Here is a 15910-nt window from a genome sequence, read left to right as displayed (position 1 = left end):
ACGGAAAATAGAAAAACCGCAAAAACCCCACCCGCTTGATCACCTCGCCGATCAGCAGCGGCACCACCACCGCCACCACCAACCCCACACACGCCGCCAGGAACGGATGCAGCCCCAGCCGCTCCATCAGGTCAAACGTCTTGTGCTGGATCTCCCCATGAAAGATCAACAGAATCAGCGTCGACTGCCCGATGTACGTCATCGCCCGGGTAATCAGCGCCGACACCATCAGCACCCGCGCCAGCGCCCAGCACAGGTACACGCCAATCAGCGCCAGCAAGCTGGTCCACAACCAGTGGTCATACCGCCGTTGAGCCAAGTCCATGGTGTCGCCCCGATAGAGAAACACCGCCGCAAACAGCACCAGCGAAATCACCAGGGTCAACAGCGACCCCGCATGCGTGCGCAACCAGTCCCGCAGCAAGTAGCCGTAGACGAAGCAGGCACTGCTGATCAGCGTGATATCGAGGCTGAAGGGCAGCCCTGGCAGCACCCAGGTGTGCCCGCCGACAGTCACCGGCAACTGCCAGAACCACGGCAATATCCAGATGCCGATCAGCAGTTGCACGAACATCAACAGGCTGCTCACGACCAGTGACAACTTCAGGCGCTGGATCAGCCGCAGCATCAACCAACTGAACAGAATCGCCACCCAGAAGTGCGGCAAAAACCACAGCGCCTGCCACGGAATGGTGTCCACCGAGGCATACAGCACGCCGCCGACATCCGGCAGCAGCGGTTGCCCGCGCAGCACGTCGCGCACGATCACGTACACCAGCATGGTGAAAAAGAACGGTTTGAGCAGGCCGTCGGCCTTGCGCACCGCCATCTCCACAAAGGGCTGCTCAGGCTTGAAGAACACCCCCGACAGGAAGAAGAACAACGGCAACACAAACGACGCCAGGATCGGGTACATCAGGTCCAGGGACGTGGCGACGAACCAACTGTGGGCATACACGATCACAAGGATGCCGATGCCTTTGGCGATATCCATTTGAATCCAGCGATGTTTCACCTGTTCACCCTCGATCGGTCATTCATGCCTTGCGCCACGGCTTCAGCCACAGCCCCATGCCCAGCAACACCACCGCGCCGGCCAAGGTGCTCAACCCCAGTTGCAGCCACACGCGATTCATTGGAAACAACACCAGCGCCGCCAGCCCCATCACCACCGCACTGAGCAACCAGTGCCGCGCCCACGGCAGAGTGCCGAGCAGCGATTGACGCTGCATCAGCAGCAATGCGGTGCAGATCACCCCCGCCAGTGCTGCCAGCGGGATACCCGCCAGGCCGAACACAAAGGGCAGGGCGCCCAGCAACAGCACGTTGACCAGGCTGCCCAGCAGCTCACAGCGCAGCGGCTGGCGCGTATCGCCGGCAGCGTAGGCATAGCGCGCGAGCAACGCGTTCCAGGCACCAAACACCAAGGGTACGGCGAACCACGCCAGCAACAACGGCAACGGCGAGTCGGCCGATTGCTTGGGCAGCAGCAGCGCCACCAGGCTTGGTGCCGCGGCCACCAAGCCGACGCCAGCAGGTAAGGTCAGCACGCTGGCCGTTTCCAGGCCGCGCTTGAGCAGGGCCAGGCGCTCGTCGCCCTGGCGGCGGCTCATCATGCCCAGCAGTACTTGGTTCAGACTCATCAGTGCAATCAGCGGCAGGTTCATCAGCTTGCGAGCGAGGTTGACCCACGTCACCGCGCCTTCGCCCAGCAGCGATGCGACCAGCCGCTCAATCAGCGCCAACCCCTGGCTGGCGCCATTGCTCAACAACAGTGGGCCGATGCGTTGACCGAGTTCGCGCAGGGGGCCGAATGACAGCTGCCAGCGCCACGGCCGCCAGCCCTGGCGCCAGACCGACGGCAGCAACGCGAGCGGCATCAACAGGCTGCCAGCGAGGCACGCCAGGGCCAGAGCGTGTGGCTGCGTCGCGGTGCCTGCCAGCGCGAGGTACGTCACCGGCGGCAGGTTGAACAGCAATGACCCCAACCCGGCCAACACGAAGCGCTCACTGGCCTGCAACGGAATACTGAACAGCGCATGCAGCATCAGCCCCGGTACACACCAGGCGACGATCTGCAGGTTGCCGGCCGCCAGTGCCGTCGCGCTGGCCGCCAGCCCGGGGCCGAGCAACTGCACCAGCCACGGCGCCAACAGCGTCAGCAACAGGCTGGTGACCAGCGCAATCAGCATCAAGGCCGGAAACAGCACCGCCAGCCAGTCCAGGCGCTCGCCGTCGTGGCGTTGCAGGTACAGCGGCAGGGCGGCGGCGCTCAACACGCCACCGGCCAATGACATGCGCAATGCTTCGGGTAAAAACAGCGCGATCAGGAACGCATCACTGCGCTCCCCCGCGCCCCACGCAGCCACCAGCAGCCATTCGCGGGCGAACCCCAGGCATAAGCCCAACAAGGTCGCGACGGTCAGCCAGACGGCAGAGCCGAGCATGGTTAAGGCCGCGCGCCGTCAAGGATCGGTTTGCGGAACGCCACCGTCTTGACCTGGGGCAGGCGCGCCGGGAACAGCCGCCGTGCCTCCAGCACATTGAGCCCCACCATCAGCCAGAACAGCGCGACCATCACCACCGCAAAACTGAAGTAGTGGTCAAACAGCCCGCTGACCAGTGCCGAGAGAATCCCCGCCGTGCTGCCCAGCCACAACGCGTTGTCCTTGGTCAGGCGGATCGGGCCTTTTTCCGGGCGTGCTTCGCGCCACCAGCGCACGGTCACCGCCACAAACAGCAGCATGCCGACGATGCCGGTCTTGTAGATGAAGTTCAGCCACAGGTTGGAGATCCCCAGAAAGTGCGTGCCGGGCACCGGCGGGTCGACCTTGAAGCCGATGCCAAACGGGTACGCCGCCATCGCCTGAGGGAACATGCGGTACTCGTCAAAACGCACCTCGGTGCTGGCGTTGTCCGAGGAAAATATCGTCGCCAGGCGGTCCTGCAATGGCGGATAAGCCATGACCAGCGCCACGGTCAGCGCCGCGCCAATCATCAACAGCCGCCCGGTGTACGGCACGCGCCGGGTGGCCATCCACATCAGCACCAGCGCCAGGCTGACCATCGCGCCGCGGCTACTGGCCAACAGCAAAGCAGCCGCGCCCAGGCACGCCACGCCCAGGCCCAGCGCGCGTTTCCAGCCTTGTTCGGTCATGCCGTAGCAGAACGCCAAGGGCAGCAGCAGCGCCATGATCCCGCCGATGGCATTCGGGTGCATCCACGGCGAGCCCATGCGCGATGACATCGCTTCCAGGCCGAATTTCAACATGTCGAAGTTGCCGTAATTGAACACCGCCAGGATCGGCGCAATACCCGCCCCTGAACGGGTGCGCACGAACACCGCAATCGACAGCACCAGCATCGCCAGCGTGCCCGTCAGCAACGCGATGACCAGCGCTTCACGCTGCTTGTAGCCCACCAGCAACTTGGCGCAGAGGAACACCGCCGACAGGCTCAGCAACCAGCGCAGCCAGTTGGCCACGCCGCTGGTGTCGGCGTTGATGGTCACTTGGCCGACGATAAACGGGAACACACTGAACAGCATCAGCCACACCAGCATCTGGTCGGTGGGGCGCCGCGACAGGCTCGGGGTGTCGGGCACGCGCGACAGGAAGCTGTGCCACAGCACCGCGCCCCAGGTCAGGGCGAGAATGGCCTCGCTCACCGTGCTGCGAATCCCCAGGTCGATGGTCGAGTAGGGCATGAACGTCGCGATACCGGCGAACAGCAGTAAGCCCCAGAACGGGAAGCGCAGGATGGTCACTGCGGCGGCCAGGCCGATCACGGCGAGGAACGCCTTGGCCGGTGACAGCAGCAAGGCCAGGGCACCCAACATCAGGCCGAACAGGATGGCGACGAGGCTAGCCAGGGAGAATCTCATTTCAATTCCTCGATCAGTTCGGCCAGGCGCCGGCGATAAGCCTGATGATTGAAACGTTGTGCCCACACCCTGCGCTGCTCGGGTGATTCTTCCGTCGGGCGCCCTATCAGGTCGACCATCAGTTGCACCAGCGCCGGGCCGTCGGTGGGCGAGAAACGCGGCGCCGACGGCGGGGTGATTTCATCCAGCGAAGTGCCGCTGGCCACCGCGACCGGCGTGCCGACGCTCAGCGCTTCGATCACCGGCAAGCCGAAGCCTTCGGCATAGGACGGCTGCCACAGGCGCGAGGCTCGGCGGTACAGGGCATGCAATTCGGCATCCGACACGCCACTCAAGGCGCGAATGCCCGGCAAGTTGCGCTGGGCCTCGGGCAAATGCTCAAGGCTGCCCACCAGCACCAGTTCCGGTACGGCGGCAGAGCGCTGGCGCGCCTGTTGCCAGGCGTCCACCAGAAACGGCACGTTCTTGCGCAACTCACGGGTGCCCACCAGCAACCAATAAGCCTCGGGCAGCTGGCGTGCCGTTAGGTCCGCCGCCAGCTCGATAAAACCGTCCACCTGGTTGGGCAGCACGCGGATCTTGTCGGCTGCCTTGGGGAACAGTCGCGCAGTTTCGTCCGCGCTGTACTGCGAAGGGGTCCACACGCGGTCGGCGCTGTGCACCGCATAGGCAATCGACAGGCGATCGCTGGTCTTGTAGATCAGCGCCTTCAAACGGTTGGCGTGGTAGTTGTTCAAGGTGATCTGGAACAGGTCATGCAACAGCACCACGGTGCGCAAGCCTTTGGGGGTGGGCGGCAGCGGCAAGCCCATATTGAAGGTGCTGATGTACAGGTCGATATGCTGCTCACGCAACGCCTTGGGCAGAAAACCAGCCTCGAAGCGCAGGCGATTGTGCGGCTGGTGCATGGCCGTTTTGGCGCAACCCCAGGCCGGGCAGTGGGCCTGAAAACGGCTTTCATCGCCCAAAGGCGCCACGGCAAACCGCTCAAGCTCGATGTCCGGCAGGCTGCGCAGGGCATCTTCCAGGGCGTACACCTGGCGGCTGATCCCCGATTGCGGCGAGGTGCCGACGGTGCGGTAATCCAGGCCTATACGCATGCGGGCTCCTTTTGATTAAGCGGCGCCAGGCGTGCATATACCTGTTCCAGCTGGCTGGCGGCGACGCTCCAGTCATGGGCGCGGCGCACATAGGCGCGGCCGGCTTCGCCCATGGGCGCGGCGGCCTCGGGAAACTGCAGCAGGCGCACCACGGCGTCCGCCAGGCTGGCGGCGGTTTGGCCACCGAGGTAGTCCAGGCCTTCGACCAGGTCCAGGCCCGATACGCCTTGCTCGGTGCTGGCCAGCGGCAGCCCGGCGGCCAGGGCTTCCAGCACTTTGAGTTTGGAACCGCCACCATGGCGCAGTGGCGCCAAAAACACGGAACAGCTGGATTGCAGGTTCAGCAGGTTTGGCACAAACCCTTGCCATTCAATGCGCGGGTCTTTCCAGCGCTCACGCCAGCTGTCAGGCATACCGAACCCGCACACGCTCATGCGCGCCTGCGGGCAACGTTCCCAGACCTTGGGCAGAATCTCATCGAGTGCCCACTCGATGGCATCCACGTTGGGCGCGTATTCATAGTTGCCGAGAAACAGCACGCGGCGGGTCGACGGGTCGGGATGGGCGGCGGCAAAGTGATCACAGTCCACGCCATTGACCACCACCGACACCGGTTTGCCGGCGATTGTCTCCAGCACCTGCGCGTCACTGTCAGTCACCGCCACCACCTGCGTGGCCTGGCGCATGACGCGGTGTTCCCAGCGGCTGTAGCGCCATTGATCGTAACGAATGAAGGGCAGCGCCCAGCGTGGCAGGCGGTCATACGTGGCCGCGCCCAGTGCCGACTCGACATTGTGTTCGGTCAGCACAAAAGGCTGGGATTTACGCGCCAGGGCGTCTTCGTACGGTTGGAAGGTGTAGGTGTGCTCAATCTGCACCACGTCCCAATGCTCGTTGAGCAATTGATTGAAGGTGTCCTGCAACGCGCCCGACAGGCCGTTCACACTGGCCAGCAGCGGATAAGGCGCAAACAACCCGGCCACCAGGGTTTTGAGGCTGCGCAACGGGCGACGCGGCAGAATGATCACCTGTTCCAGGAAAGCCTCCAACACCTGGCGATCGGTCAACGACACCGGGTGTTTGTCATGCAACAGCAAGGTGATGCGATGCCCACGCGCAGCCAGGCTGCGCAGCAAATGGAACTGGCGCGTCTTGCCGCCGCTGGTGGCGGGCCAGGGCGAGTAGGGCAGGATCCATAAAATGCGCATGGCGGGCTAATCCCATAACAGAATTTGCAGGTTCGACTTGACCGGTACGGTCAGGCCGTTGGTGCCGCTCACCGGGGTTTGCGTGCCGCGCAGCGGGTCGTACAGGGTGGCGCCGGTCAGGTTCGGCAAGTGCGCGTTGCCGCCCTGGACCGACCAGAAGAACCACAGTTTGTGGCCATCGGCGCGGGTCCAGCCGATGCTGAACAAGCCGTCGGGCAATTGGTCGGCGGTGGGCGGGTCGCCGGGCGTGAGTTGCGGCCCGCTGACGTCGAGGAAATTCTTCAGCGCGGTGTAGGCGGGCTTGGGGTTGGCGTCGATGTCGAGCAGGCCATAGGACTGGTCGCGCACGCTGGCGCGCTGGTCGAGGTCGCTCAGGGTGAAGAGGAAAATCTTGTCGTAATCCATCGCGCTCATCAGTGCCACGCGGCGCACGATGTAATCGGCCTGGCCTTGCAGCGTGATGATGTCCTGGGCGTCTTTGGGCCCGGTATACGTCGACCAGCCCCACTCGGTGCTCCACAGGGTATGCACGCCACCGTTGCGCAACGCCTGGTTGAGGGCGGTGGTCTTGGCGATAAAGTCGAGGTTGGCCGGGTCATTGCCTTCGGGCAGCTGGGTGTAGGGGTGGTAAGAAATAGTGGTGTTCAGGCTCGCCACGCCCAAGGCGCCAAGGGCGTCGAGCATGGTCTGGCCGTTGGGCATTTCACTGAAAAACGCCATGCCGGCAGCCACCACCGGTTTGTTCGGGTTCACCGCGCGCAAGGCATTGGCGGTGGCGGTCAACAGGGCCGCGTACCCTGCGGGATCTGCCACGGGCCGCCAGAAGCCGAGCAAGTTCGGTTCGTTCCACACCTGCCAGGCATCGACACTGGGGTAGCGCTGCGACAGCAACGCCATGCGCGTGGCGAACACGTTCGGGTCCGTCGGCGGGTACTGGTCCTGATACGGCGCACCCACCGGCGCACTGGTGGCGAAGGGCGCCGAGCCGACCAGGTAGAACACCGACTTGAGCTGGTTGGTTTGCAGGTTGCCGACCAATTGATCCAGGGTTGCCACCTGGTACTGGTTCTCCACCGGCTCCAATTGGTCCCAGTGCAGGTCCAGGCGCACCCATTGCAGGCCCAGGGCCTTGAGGCGGTCGATCTGCAGTTGATAACGCTCGGGGCTGAACCACAGGAACTGCGCGTTTACACCGAGGAAATCCTTCCACACCACCACTTTGCTGCCCTTGAGCACATGGTTCTCGGCGTCGGCCTGGCGCCCCCACATGAAGGCCGTCAGGCCGAGGGCGGCGACCACGGCGAGGGTGGCCAAATACGTGCGTTTACGCGCCATATGGGGCTCCTGCAATCGCCTGCTCGAAGAGCTGCTTGAACTGCTGCGCCGTCAGCGGCCACAGGCGTTCGCGGCCAATTTCGCCGGCACGCTCCGCCCAGTCGCGGGCGAGTGACGGCATGCGCGCCAGGCGCAACAGTTGTTCGCTAAGGGCGTTCACATCGCCTTCGGGGTAGATGGCGCCGTTACCGCTGGCGACTTCCTCGGCAAACGCCCGGGCGTTGGACGTAATCGCCCCACGGCCGCACGCGGTGGCCCACGACAACGCGCCACTGGTGCCGCGCTGGCGCCCCAACAGGCCGAGCTTCTTCGATTCGCGGTACGGCAGCACCATCACGTGGTGCGCCTGGATCGTCTGGGCAATGTCGTCGGCCGGCAGGTTCAGCCGCCAGTCGATGACGCCTGCCAGGCCGAGGTCGGCGATCTGGCTGTTCAACTGCTCCAGGTAATTGCCGCCTGCGCCAAACGCCATTTCGGCGGCGGTGCCACCGGCCAGGGTCAGGCGCACACGGTCACGCAATTCGGGGGCGTGTTTGAAGACATTGGCCAGTGCCTGCAGCAGGTCTTCAATGCCTTTGCCACGGTAGATAAAACCGAAGTACAGCAGGTGCAGGGTGTCCAACGGCGGCAACGGTGCCGGTGCCACCGCGAGGTTCGCGTGGTTGATCACCGCCACTTTGCCTGCCGGCAATTGCATGCGCTGGGTGAGGCACTCGGCACCGAGGCGGGTGAGGGTGATCAGCCGCGTCAGGCCCTTGGCGACGTGGCGCTCTTCGCGCAAGGTCAGCGGGTCGGCCAGCACCACCGCTGCTTGTGGCAGCGGGCTGGGCAAGCGTTCGAGCAGGTTCAGCGGAAAAGGCAGGTGCTCGCGCCGCCACACGATGCGCTCCGGGTCATGCACGGTGGCCGTCAGCGGCAGGCTGGGGTAAGCCTTGCGCAGGTCGCGCAGGGCCAGGAACTCCCCCAGCCGGCCGCCGCCCAGTTCGGCGTGGACCAGGTCCACGCTGCGCCAGTCGAAACCGCTGATGGCCTGCTTGATTGCCTGGCTGTTGCCTTCCACGCCGGTCAACGGTGTCGCCACCGTCACGCCCACTTGCTCCAACGCCGCCTTGAAGTGGTTCGCGTAATCGGCGATCCCGTTTTTTTCCGGTGGCAGAGGGGCGAGCAGGGCGATGCGCATCAGAACGCCCCCCGGTACTTGGCGATGGTTTTAAGCACCTTGGCCGGCACTTCGAATTTGCGTCGGTTGATGATGATGCCATCGACCTTGCCGAATGCCGTATTGAGGATCGACAGCGCGTGCTCGACCACCGGCACTGTGCTTTTCTGCGCCTCCACCACCAGCGCGATCAAGTCGGCGCGGCGCAGGTTGATAAACGCATCGCGGTTGTCCAGCAGCGCTGAGGCATCCAGCAGCACCACTTCGCCCGGCGCCGCCGGTTCCACGCCGCCGACCCGCACGTTGATGCCGTTTTCCTGCAGCAATTGGCGCAGTTGCTCCACCACAAAGGTCACCCCTTCGCCGTGGCGCGCCGAGGTCAGGCCAAGGGTCAGGCCTTGTTCGGCGATGCGGTCCAGTTGCAGCAAGCCGTACAGCCGGTAAATGCTCGCATTGAACGCGTTGGTACTCTGCGCGGTGCTGGTGTCCAGTTCCGGCAAGGTGGTCCACAGCGGCAAGCCGAACTTGCGCTCCACCAGGCCACCGTCGTGAATACGCTGGTCCAGCAGGTAGCAGAGGTAGATCACCAGCAAGCCGACGACGATCGCAAACGGGATCGCCAGTATCAGCATCACCAGGGTTTTCGGGAAGATGCGACCCGGGTTCAGTGTGGCTTCTTCTATCACGGCGATGTTGCTGATCTGGCTGTTATCCAGCTCGCGGTCGATGCGCGATTTTTCCAGGTTATCCACATACAGCGCGTAGTTACGCTCGGTGGCGCTCAGCTCGCGGGAAAGGCGGGCCAGCTCCGGTTCTATCTCCAGGGCTTGCTTGCGCTGGGCTTCGAGGTTGACCAGTTGTTTTTGCTGCTGAACCAGTTGGGTGCGCAGGGCCAGGTTGTTGCTCGACTCATCCAGCAGCACGCGCTGCAAGTGAATTTCCAAGGTGTTGGGCGCGCGGTTTTCCGAGCTTTGTACCGTGTTGCTTTCGTTCGCGACCTGGGCCTCCATCGCCCTGATTGACGCATCCAGGGCTTTGACCGGCGGCGCGTTGTCGGTGTAGGTGCGCATCATGTCGGCCTTTTCCAGCAGCTTCTGGTTGAGCAGGCGACGCAAGTCCTGTTGCTGCGGGTTCAGCGCAATCTGGCGAACCGTGGTCACTTCCTTGGGCTGGGTCTTGAGCTGGGTGCGCGTGCTGTCGATGGCGCTGTCGGAGGAGGCGATCAAACGGGTGGTGTTGAAGGTCTCGCCGCGCAGCACGTTGATGCGCTCGGAGAGGTCTTCGAGGCGGTCGGTGATGCTCGCCGCGCCAATCTCGTTGAGGTGCGTGAGGATCTGTTCCTTGTAGCGCTTGATCTCGGTGGCGCTGTTGCTCACCTGGCCTTCATAAAAGGCGTACAGGCTCTTGCGCCCCAGGGCCTGGGTACGTTCGGCAATGTAGGTCTCGATCCAGTCTTTGACCACCGCCTGGGCAATTTCCGGGTCGCCCCACTTGAAGCTGATGTCCATCACCGTGGAACCCGCGGCGTGGCTCACTTCAAAGCTCTTTTCCAGGCTGGCGGCGAGGCGCTCCACGGGGGTGGTTTTTTCGATCACGCCAACCGTTTCGAGTACCACGCGCAGGCCATCGAATACGCCACCGACGCCCGCCTTGAGGTAGTGCTTGGTGCGCTTCCAGAAGCCTTCCGGTGGCGGTGCGTTCTCGATCACTTCCAGGTAATGCTCGGCCACCGTGCGCACAATCGGGCGACCGGTGAGCAGGCGCTCCTCGTCGACAATCGGGTCGCGCTGGGTGCTGGGCATTACCAGCGCCTGGCGGTTGCTGATCTCGATCGGCAGGGTCGAGTCACGCCCCGGTTTTACCAGCAGGCGTGCAGTGGACTCGTACTTGGCCGGCAGTAAAAAAGCCCCCAGCAAGATGATCACCAGCGCCGCGATGGCCGCCAGCTTGAACTCGTGCCGGAAGATGAAGAACAGACGCAGAAGATCACGAAAAGAACGGATCTCGATCATGGGATGTCGCTCCTTTAGTTACTGCTGCCGCTGGTTCGGGTGTAGTTGTAGCCAACCCCGATCGACTTGGTGAACGGGATCAGTTGGTTCAAGTAGGTATCCACCCCTTGGATGCGTTCGCCGACGTTGGATTTGGGCACGAACACCACATCCCCCCGTTGCAGGCGCACCTGTTTACGCCCGTTGGGGCCGGTTTTGAGGTATTGGCTGAAGTCCAGGAAGTAGGCGCGATAGGCGCCCTGGGCGTCTTCGCGCAGCAGCGCCACCATGCTCGCATCGCCCGATGGGTTGACCCCGCCGGCGCCGATAATCGCTTGCTCTAACGTATTGGCCGTGCCGATCTGCACCGCCGTCGGGTTATTCACCGCGCCGCCGACGATCACCGAATTACCCGGTGCCTGGTTGATGTTCACGGTCACCCGTGGCTCGCGGTAGACCGGCGCAAGTTTGTTGCTCAGCTCGGTCGCGAGGTCCGATGGCGGGCGCCCGGCCACCTGGATCGGCCCCAGGAACGGGTAGTTGATCTTGCCGTCGGTTTGCACCGTGTACAGCGTCAACTCGTAGATAGTGCTGACGTTGAACGCCGACAGCGTTGGCATCTCGCCCGCATCACGCACGATGCGCAACTGGTCGCCGACACGGATGCGCTCCACCGCCGGCGGTAGCTGTGCCAACTGGTCGAGGGCGTGCTTGCCGTCCTCGACGGTCTTGTCGTCCGGCGGGACAATGCGTGCCGGTGTATTGCAGGCAGCCAAAGCGAGCATGGCCACAACGAGCAGGGTTCGTTTCATCAAGGGGGACTTCCTGTAGGTCATGATGCTCACCTCCAATAACCGGGGAACATGCTGATGCGCCGCTTGAGCGCGACGGGGAGGCGGCGCTCCAGATAGCCCAGCCGGTAGCCGAGCAACTTGAACGCGCTGCGCACCAGGACTTCGGGTACGCGGTGCAATGCACCGGCTGCGCGCAATGCCGCGAGCTCAGCCAGTACATAGCGTTTACCTTCACCGCCGGCATCGCCAAACGCCTGGCGAATCCACGGCTCACGCCCATAGAACACGCCAATGTCGAAGTAGCGGTGAAACTCATCCATGAGTCGGTAATCGTGGGAGTGGTACACCCGCGCGGAGGCGGCGTAGCGCACCTTGTAGCCTTCGAGCAGCATGCGTGCGGCCACATAGGCGTCTTCGCTGCCGATCACGTCGGCGGGAAAGCCACCGACGGCCTGCAACGCGCTGCGTCGGTAGACTGAAAACGAGTCGGAGCTGAAGCAGGTCTTGATCCCCAATTCAGGCGCATCCGCCAGGCTCTTGCTGCGGCTCTGGTCCGGGTAGTTGAAGTGCCGCGACTGCGCGCCCAGCACGCCGGCGCCGGGGTGTGGCAACTGGCGCCCGTAGGCCACGCCGTTGAGCGGGTCTTGCTGCAATTCATCGAGCAGGTTGGCGAAGGTCTCGGGGTCGGCCGGGATCGCGTCCTGGGTCATGACGATCAGGGCGTCGCCGGCCACCTGCTCACTGGCCCAGCGCCGTGTGCCGCCGTGGTTGAAATCGCGCGCGTCGATCACCTCGACCCGGGCGCCGAACTCGCGAAAGCGCGCCACGGTGTCATCGCTGGAGGCGCTGTCGACCACCAGCGTTTCGTCCGGTTGCAGCGTCTGCCTCTTCAGCGCAGGCAGCAGCCTCGCCAGATGACTGGACGCGTTGCGGGTCGGGATGATCAACGAGGTGCGCATGTCACTTCTTCACTTCTGCAGGCGCACGCCCATAGATGTCGTCAAAGCGCACGATGTCGTCTTCGCCCAGGTACTCGCCACTCTGCACCTCGATCATCACCAGGTCGATGATGCCGGGGTTGGTCAGGCGGTGTTTGTGCCCGGCGGGAATGTAGGTGGACTCGTTGGCGTTGATCAGGAATTCACGCTCGCCATTGGTGATCTGCGCGGCGCCACTGACCACCACCCAGTGCTCGCTGCGGTGGTGGTGCATCTGCAACGACAGCGAGGCTTGCGGCTTGACCACGATACGCTTGATCTTGAACCGGCTGCTTTCCTCCAGCACCGTGTAGGTGCCCCATGGCCGGGTGACGGTGCGGTGCAGGCTGAACGCCGGATGGTTCTGGCGCTTGAGTTCGGCGACGATGTAGCGCACGTCCTGGCTGCGGTTGGCGTCGGCGATCAGCAGCGCATCCGGGGTGTCGACGATGATCAGGTCACGCACGCCGACGGCGCCGAGTACGCGCTTGGGCGAGTCGATGTAGCAGTTGTGCACGTCATGCAAAATCGCTTCGCCATTGACCTGGTTGCCATGCGCGTCGCTCGGTGTGAGCTGGCGCAGGGCTTCCCAGGAACCGATGTCGCTCCAGCCGATGTCGCAGGGCACCACGGCGACTTGCTTGGACTTCTCCATCAACGCTACGTCGATGGAAATGTCCGGCGCGCTGCCGAAGGCGTCCAAATCCAGCTCGCGCTGGCGCGAGGTTTTGTTTTGCAGGCTCTGGCTGTGTTCCAGCGCAGCTTTGGCTGCCGTCAGCACGTCGGGGGCGTGGGCGGCGAGTTCTTCTACCAACGTGCTGGCCTTGAAGCAGAACATGCCGGCGTTCCACAGGTGTTTTCCACCGTCGAGGTAGGCTTGGGCGGTGGCCAGGTCGGGTTTTTCGACAAACCGTTTGACCCGGTTGCCGGTGCCCAGCGCCTCGCCTTTTTCGATGTAGCCAAAGCCGGTTTCCGGGTGATCGGGCTGGATGCCGAAGGTCACCAGGTAGCCCGCCTCGGCAAGGTCGCGGGCCTCGCTCACAGCCTGCGCAAACGCCACTTCATTGAGGATCAAATGGTCGGCGGGCATCACCAGTAACTGCGCGTCGTCGCCGAAATGCTCCTGCACATGCAGGGCCGCCACGGCGATGGCCGCCGCGGTGTTGCGCCCGAACGGCTCCAGCAGCAGGTCGAGGGGCAGGTGAGCCTTGTTGACCCCACGGTAGTCGTCGAGGGTGCGAAACAGCAGGTCGCGGTTGGTCACCGTGAGCACGCTTTCAACCCCCGGCAATTTGGCCGCGCGCTGGAAGGTTTTCTGCAGCAGGCTCTGGCCGTCACGCATGCGCATGAAAGGCTTGGGCATGTTCTGCCGGGACACCGGCCACAGCCGTGTGCCCGAACCACCGGAAATAATGCAGGGAATTAATCCGTTGAGGGTATTCATCAATAGACTTCCTTGGTGGAAAGGACGGCGGGGACCGTCATGAAGACGATGTACAAGTCAAACCACACCGACCATTTGGAGATGTACTCCAGGTCGTACTCGACACGTTTCTGGATCTTGTACAGGGTGTCGGTCTCACCCCGGTAACCATTGATTTGCGCCCAACCGGTAATGCCCGGCTTGACCCGATGCCGCGAGCTGTACTCACTCACCGCGACTTCGAAGGGAATACCCGCGGCTTTGGTGGCCGTGGCATGAGGACGCGGGCCGACCATGGACATGTTGCCCAGCAGCACGTTGAACAGTTGCGGCAGCTCGTCGATGCTGGTCTTGCGGATGATGCGGCCGACGCGAGTGATGCGCGGGTCTTTGCGGGTGGTCTGTTGCTCGGCGGTGAAGTCGCTCTGCTCGGTGAACATCGAGCGGAACTTGAACACGCGGATTTCATTGTCGTTGTAGCCATAACGGTTCTGGCGAAACAGCACCGGGCCTTTGGAATCGAGCTTGATCGCAATCGCCGTCGCCAGCATCACCGGCGACAGCGCCACCAGCGCCAGGCTGGCGAGCAGGAGGTCTTCACAGCGCTTGATCACCGGCGACCAGCCGCGCAGCGGCAACTGCGAGGTGTTGAACATCAAGATACCGCCGACGTCGGTGATGCGGCTGTGGCCATAGCGCAGTGCGGCCATGTCCGGCACCAGCATCACGTTCACCGACATTTGCCGCAGGCGATTCACCAGCCCGTGAATACGCTGCTCGGCGGCCCACGGCAGGCAGATCATCACTTGGTTAACCTGTTCGGCACGGATCAGTTTTTCCAGGTCGCGGGTGTTGCCCAGCAACGGCAGGTTGCTCAGCTCTTTAGGAATGCGCTCGGTGCGGTCATCGATAAAGCCGATCAGGCCGGAACGAATATCGCCATTGCGTTGCAGGTGGTCGGCGACATGCACGGCGGTGTCGGTGAAGCCAAGGATCACCGTGCGTTGCAGGTATTTGCCTTTGCGCATCAGGTTGCGGTACAGGCGCAGCATCACCAGGCGCTCGACGCAAAGCAGCCCGAGGCTGGCGAAGTACCACGCCACCAGGTTTCGTGGGGTCAATTGCGGGAAAAACTGCAAAATCTGGTACATGAACAGCAAGATGCAAAACGCTGCGGACCAAGCCACAGTCTTGGTCCGCAGGCGCAGGCGGTTGCTGAACAGCTCTTCGGAATAGATGCCCATTGCCTGAAACAGAATAACCGTCAGGATCGCGAAAAACAGCAGCAGGCCGAGGAAGTGGGAGCGCAGCTCCGGGTCCACTGGGTCGATGAAAAGCACCAACACCAGTGGCGGCAAAATGGCCGTGAGGCCATGGACTGATTTGACGAAAACTACAAAAAATTCAACAAATCCGGCGCGGGTCAGGAACAGGCTATCGACTGACGACTTCTCTCGCATAAAAACATCCCTCATTGCACTCCAGGCTTTCTGTTCGACTGTTTCAACAATAAACAGCGACCTGCTTATCCGGGGTCTGTCGAACGGCGGCTACTCTGGGTAAAACGCAACTGTTTTCATCCAGATGAACTATCCAAATGAAGGAAATGTGCGGGGGTAGTGACTTAAGGAGTGTTCCTTTTAATCGTTCAGTCAACGAATTGACAGTGGTGCGGAGGTGGCGTGCTAGACAGGTTAACCAGGATCTTTTTCGGCATTTTATTGACTTTCCTTGTGCGGGCACTGGGTGAAAGGGAGTGATTTTGAGTGTAGGAACAAATGTGAGAATTTTCCTGTTCGAAAGGAAAACCTTTTTCAAAAAGAGGTAGGAAAAGGGGACGTGAAAGTATGGATTTGCGCTTTAAGTGCCCTGCTAACGGGGCTTGGAGAGGATTGGAAGTTGCCTTTAAATCTTGCTGTAAATACTTTTATGGCGGGGGCTGGTGGGTTGTTATTTGGAAGTTGGTTGGGGGCATATCCGTTATTTGGGTCATGGCTTGTATGGGTTCCGCTCTTACAGCGGGTCACTTTCGAAAAGCGC

Annotated in this window: 13 protein-coding genes; 1 reads left to right on the top strand and 12 read right to left on the bottom strand. The window is 62.6% G+C overall.

Annotation, left to right across the window (positions count from 1 at the left end; genetic code table 11):
* The 12 genes from WBB95_RS07335 to WBB95_RS07280 form a co-directional block, all read right to left on the bottom strand.
* The coding region (locus WBB95_RS07335) for an acyltransferase family protein (protein ID WP_424486964.1) at positions 1-994 on the bottom strand (994 nt) is incomplete at its 3' end.
* A gap of 43 nt (positions 995-1037) precedes the next feature.
* A complete protein-coding gene (gene murJ, locus WBB95_RS07330) occupies positions 1038-2447 on the bottom strand; it encodes a murein biosynthesis integral membrane protein MurJ (protein WP_424486963.1) in 1410 nt (469 codons plus the stop codon).
* 2 nt (positions 2448-2449) lie between these two features.
* Positions 2450-3883, bottom strand: a complete 1434-nt coding sequence (locus WBB95_RS07325; RefSeq protein ID WP_424486962.1) for an O-antigen ligase family protein — start codon at positions 3881-3883, stop codon at positions 2450-2452.
* On the bottom strand, positions 3880-4983 hold the full coding sequence (locus WBB95_RS07320; protein WP_424486961.1) for a glycosyltransferase family 4 protein: 1104 nt from the start codon (positions 4981-4983) through the stop codon (positions 3880-3882). Before WBB95_RS07320 ends, WBB95_RS07325 begins: the two co-directional genes overlap by 4 nt.
* Entirely contained in the window at positions 4974-6191 is a 1218-nt protein-coding gene (locus WBB95_RS07315; RefSeq protein ID WP_424486960.1) for a glycosyltransferase family 4 protein, read from the bottom strand. Before WBB95_RS07315 ends, WBB95_RS07320 begins: the two co-directional genes overlap by 10 nt.
* 6 nt (positions 6192-6197) lie before the next feature.
* Positions 6198-7526, bottom strand: a complete 1329-nt coding sequence (locus tag WBB95_RS07310; RefSeq protein ID WP_424486959.1) for a cellulase family glycosylhydrolase — start codon at positions 7524-7526, stop codon at positions 6198-6200.
* Positions 7516-8706: a glycosyltransferase gene (locus WBB95_RS07305; RefSeq protein WP_424486958.1), complete on the bottom strand. Its 1191-nt coding sequence runs from the start codon at positions 8704-8706 to the stop codon at positions 7516-7518. Before WBB95_RS07305 ends, WBB95_RS07310 begins: the two co-directional genes overlap by 11 nt.
* Positions 8706-10697, bottom strand: a complete 1992-nt coding sequence (locus WBB95_RS07300) for a GumC family protein (protein WP_424486957.1) — start codon at positions 10695-10697, stop codon at positions 8706-8708. The genes WBB95_RS07305 and WBB95_RS07300 overlap by 1 nt, the downstream gene beginning before the upstream one ends.
* A 14-nt stretch (positions 10698-10711) precedes the next feature.
* Complete coding sequence (locus WBB95_RS07295) at positions 10712-11488, bottom strand: polysaccharide biosynthesis/export family protein (protein WP_424486956.1); 777 nt, start codon at positions 11486-11488, stop codon at positions 10712-10714.
* 29 nt (positions 11489-11517) lie between these two features.
* Positions 11518-12429: a glycosyltransferase family 2 protein gene (locus tag WBB95_RS07290; RefSeq protein WP_424486955.1), complete on the bottom strand. Its 912-nt coding sequence runs from the start codon at positions 12427-12429 to the stop codon at positions 11518-11520.
* Position 12430: 1 nt separating this feature from the next.
* Positions 12431-13891, bottom strand: a complete 1461-nt coding sequence (locus WBB95_RS07285; RefSeq protein ID WP_424486954.1) for a mannose-1-phosphate guanylyltransferase/mannose-6-phosphate isomerase — start codon at positions 13889-13891, stop codon at positions 12431-12433.
* Entirely contained in the window at positions 13891-15330 is a 1440-nt protein-coding gene (locus tag WBB95_RS07280; RefSeq protein WP_424486953.1) for an undecaprenyl-phosphate glucose phosphotransferase, read from the bottom strand. The genes WBB95_RS07285 and WBB95_RS07280 overlap by 1 nt, the downstream gene beginning before the upstream one ends.
* A 379-nt stretch (positions 15331-15709) precedes the next feature.
* Between WBB95_RS07280 and WBB95_RS07275 the strand changes: the two genes are divergently transcribed.
* Positions 15710-15910: hypothetical protein (locus WBB95_RS07275; protein ID WP_424486952.1), on the top strand; the 201-nt coding region annotated here is incomplete at its 3' end.

The sequence above is a fragment of the Pseudomonas sp. genome (genome assembly GCF_049645325.1).
Lineage (GTDB): Bacteria > Pseudomonadota > Gammaproteobacteria > Pseudomonadales > Pseudomonadaceae > Aquipseudomonas.
The sequence above is the reverse complement of the archived record's forward strand: the minus strand, read 5'-3'. Positions and strand labels throughout refer to the sequence as shown.